The organism is Bacteroides sp. LFL-34 (assembly GCF_027257075.1).
GTDB classification, from domain to species: domain Bacteria; phylum Bacteroidota; class Bacteroidia; order Bacteroidales; family Bacteroidaceae; genus Bacteroides; species Bacteroides ovatus.
The window spans coordinates 1-3,739 of sequence record NZ_JAPQKZ010000088.1 but is presented as its reverse complement, the minus strand read 5'-3'; the positions used below and the strand labels follow the sequence as shown (position 1 = coordinate 3,739).

The window sequence follows — 3,739 nt, the reverse complement described above, 5'->3', positions numbered from 1 at the left end:
ATTGGCGAAAATCATGGATTTTCTGCGTGCCGTGAGTATTATTTTAGTGGTCATGAACGTGTACTGGTTCTGTTATGAAGCCATACGGCTCTGGGGTGTGGACATCGGTGTGGTGGACAGGATACTGATGAACTTCAACCGCACGGCGGGGCTGTTCCGTTCCATCCTCTACACGAAACTATTTGCCGTCCTCCTGCTTGCCCTGTCCTGTCTGGGGACAAAGGGCGTGAAGGGCGAGAAAATTACGTGGGGGAAAATCTGGGCGGTCCTTGCCGTGGGCTTCGTGCTGTTCTTCCTCAACTGGTGGATACTGGCCCTGCCATTGCCGGTGGAGGCGGTGACGGGACTGTATATCCTGGCCGTTGGCGCGGGCTATGTATTCCTGCTGATGGGCGGTCTGTGGTTGAGCCGCCTGTTGAAGCACAACCTCATGGATGATGTGTTCAACAACGAGAACGAGAGCTTCATGCAGGAAACGCGGCTTATCGAAAGCGAGTATTCGGTCAATCTGCCGACACGGTTCTACTACAAAAAGCGTTGGAACAACGGCTGGATCAATGTGGTGAATCCTTTTCGTGCCTCCATCGTGTTGGGTACGCCGGGTAGTGGAAAGTCATACGCGGTGGTAAACAGTTTCATCAAGCAGCAGATTGAAAAGGGCTTTTCGATGTATGTATATGACTTCAAATTCAGCGACTTATCTACAATCGCCTACAACCATCTGCTGAACCACCCGGAGGGTTACAAGGTGAAGCCGAAGTTTTATGTGATAAACTTCGACGACCCGCGACGCTCGCACCGCTGTAATCCCATCCACCCGGATTTCATGGAGGATATTACGGATGCCTACGAGAGTGCCTATACGATAATGCTCAACCTCAATAAAACGTGGGTGCAGAAGCAGGGGGACTTCTTTGTGGAATCACCTATTATTTTGTTTGCCAGCATTATATGGTATCTCAAAATCTATCAAGGCGGCAAATACTGCACGTTCCCCCATGCGATTGAGTTCCTGAACCGCCGCTATGAGGATATTTTCCCGATACTGACCTCTTACCCGGAATTGGAAAACTATCTTTCTCCGTTCATGGACGCATGGCTCGGAGGGGCTGCGGAGCAGTTGATGGGGCAGATAGCAAGCGCGAAAATCCCTTTGTCAAGGATGATTTCCCCGCAGCTCTATTGGGTGATGTCGGACAGCGAGTTCACGCTGGACATCAACAACCCCGAAGAACCGAAAATACTCTGTGTGGGCAACAATCCCGACCGTCAGAATATCTACGGGGCCGCTCTCGGTCTGTATAACTCCCGTATCGTGAAACTCATCAACAAGAAAGGGATGCTGAAGTCGTCGGTCATCATCGACGAGCTGCCCACGATTTATTTCAAGGGGTTGGACAACCTTATCGCCACCGCGCGAAGCAACAAGGTTGCCGTGTGTCTGGGCTTTCAGGATTTTAGCCAGTTGGTGCGCGACTACGGTGATAAAGAAGCGAAGGTCGTGATGAACACCGTCGGCAATATCTTTTCCGGTCAGGTGGTGGGTGAAACCGCCAAGACGCTTTCCGAACGCTTCGGTAAGGTGTTGCAGAAACGGCAGTCCATTTCCATCAACCGGCAGGATGTTTCCACCTCCATCAACACGCAGATGGATTCACTCATCCCGCCGAGCAAGATTTCCGGCTTGACGCAGGGTATGTTTGTCGGTTCGGTGTCCGACAACTTCAACGAGCGTATCGAGCAGAAGATTTTCCATTGCGAGATTGTCGTGGATGCCGAGAAGGTGAGGCGCGAGGAGAAAGCCTACAAGAAAATCCCCGTCATTACCGACTTTACGGACGGGGACGGCAACGACCGCATGAAGGAAACGGTTCAGGCGAATTACAGGCGCATCAAGGAGGAAGTGAAGCAGATTGTTCAAGAGGAACTGGAACGTATCGCAAATGATGAAAACTTGAAACACCTGTTGCAGCAGAAATAACAGATTCCTTTATATGTGAAAAAGGGGATGTGTCAAAACACCCAAAATATGAAAATTACCCCTGTCACAGATATCTGTAGCAAGGGTAATTTTGTTAAAAAGAGAGTTTTGACACCCTCTTTTTATTCTCAGATTTGAGATGCTTGTTGATGGTGGTAATGGCAAGCGTCAGCAAATAATTTTTCAGCTCTGTATCGTCTTTAAGCAGTATGCTGTATTCTTCGGCAAACATTCTCAACAGTCTGGTTCTGAGTTTCGACATTTCTTCACCGAAAGGTATCTGTCGGTTTTCTTGCCAATACTCAATCACTACGGAAGATACCAGCCACTTGAACTCGGATTTCATCTCTTTGCCGAGTTTCTTGAAGCGGATTTGTTCGCTAATTGGCGGCTCGTTGTATGGCATCATGTCTGCCGGGTCATAAACGGATATACTGCCGATACCATAATCCATGATTATCGGTAAATCAGTTTTTACATCATTCTTATGTTTCTTCTTTTTAGCCATACCCGTTATTGTTGCAGGAAACCTTTACCTTTATCAGTAAGATAGTATTTCTGTTGCGGACTCTTGGAGCCTACGGGATAAAGTGAAAGGACCAAACCGGAATTTATTGCCGGATGGATATAGTTCTTTAAGAAATTCCTTTTATCTTTCATTCCCGTTTTCTCCATGATTTCTTTAGCAGAGAGAGTGTTGTTCCCAATAGCAGACAACAGTTTTCCTAACTGTGGGGTTACTGTGGGGTTACTATAGGGTTGCTGTGGGGTTGCTGTGGGGTCTTGTCCTACTGTAGTTCTTGTATAATGAAACACAATCCATACAGCATTGCCGTCGGTATGAAACTCCGGATCCGGAATACCGACACGGCGACATTCGTTTACCATAAGGGCTATGCCACGTCCCCAACTCTCCAATACTGCACTTTTGTACAGCACATTGGCTACTATCAGATTTTGTGGTTCGGAATTGTGGCCACCCAACAGTTTCTCAATGGTAATATCAGGCGGAAATGTTCCGCTGTTTTCAATCTCCACGCGGTCATCATAGATAGCAATCCCGACTGAACTGCCGGGGCGATGGTAAACACGATGTGCAAAAGCATTTATGCAACATTCTCTCAATGCCTTATATGGCACATTCAGTTCCTCTTCTCTGTACAAACCTTCAATTTTACCGGAAAGGGACAAATGCTTGAAGAAAAATGCCATTGCAGCATCCAGCAAGTTGAATATATTGCCTGTCACACGCTGATTATCTAAAAATTCATCTTTTGTCGTTCCTTTGAACCGGGCTAAACGGAGCAGACATTGGGGATAATGGTAGAAGTTTCGTCCGAATAGGACAACGGAAGCATTGTTCAGCTTTCCATCATTCAACAAGTCAAATTTTTCAAGGATGGTTCGGACATCCTCCTGCATAGAACCTTCCGGCAAACGTCCGCCTCTGATTCCTCCACGTACTGCGCCCAAGATTGCCGTTTCGTCAAGGTCGGATATTTTCAAGCTGGGATTTTGCATGGAATCCCAAGCATAGGTTCCGCCTCGCTGCATAACCAACAGGTTGTATATACCCTGCGGCATGGCAGATGTAACGCTCTCTATCCGTTGATAAGCCCTCCCCTTATAGGTGAACGGGCGCATATATCGTTGTTCTTCCGCTGATAAAGCTATAACACTTTTGTTCGTTCCCGGAATGTCTGTATAGGATATATCAATGGTCGCAAACGGCTCGATTCGTCTGATGGTTTCAGCACT

3 protein-coding genes are annotated in these 3,739 nt (G+C 47.5%); 1 reads left to right on the top strand and 2 read right to left on the bottom strand.

What is annotated here, in order from left to right; genetic code table 11:
* Nucleotide 1: 1 nt before the first annotated feature.
* The gene (gene mobC, locus N5O98_RS26270) at nt 2-1,981 is read left to right on the top strand and encodes a conjugal transfer protein MobC (RefSeq protein WP_269496174.1); all 1,980 of its coding nucleotides are present in this window, start codon (nt 2-4) and stop codon (nt 1,979-1,981) included.
* A gap of 94 nt (nt 1,982-2,075) precedes the next feature.
* Here the strand turns inward: mobC and N5O98_RS26265 are convergent, their stop codons facing one another.
* Complete coding sequence (locus N5O98_RS26265) at nt 2,076-2,489, bottom strand: hypothetical protein (protein ID WP_202194168.1); 414 nt, start codon at nt 2,487-2,489, stop codon at nt 2,076-2,078.
* A 5-nt stretch (nt 2,490-2,494) separates the two neighbouring features.
* Nucleotides 2,495-3,739, bottom strand: a 1,245-nt coding sequence (locus N5O98_RS26260; RefSeq protein WP_269496171.1) for an ATP-binding protein, incomplete at its 5' end; no start/stop codon positions are given.

What these genes read in the sequence shown, in the direction of transcription:
- N5O98_RS26265 (WP_202194168.1), bottom strand. Translation starts at nt 2,489, where the DNA reads ATGGCTAAAAAGAAGAAACATAAGAATGATGTAAAAACTGATTTACCG.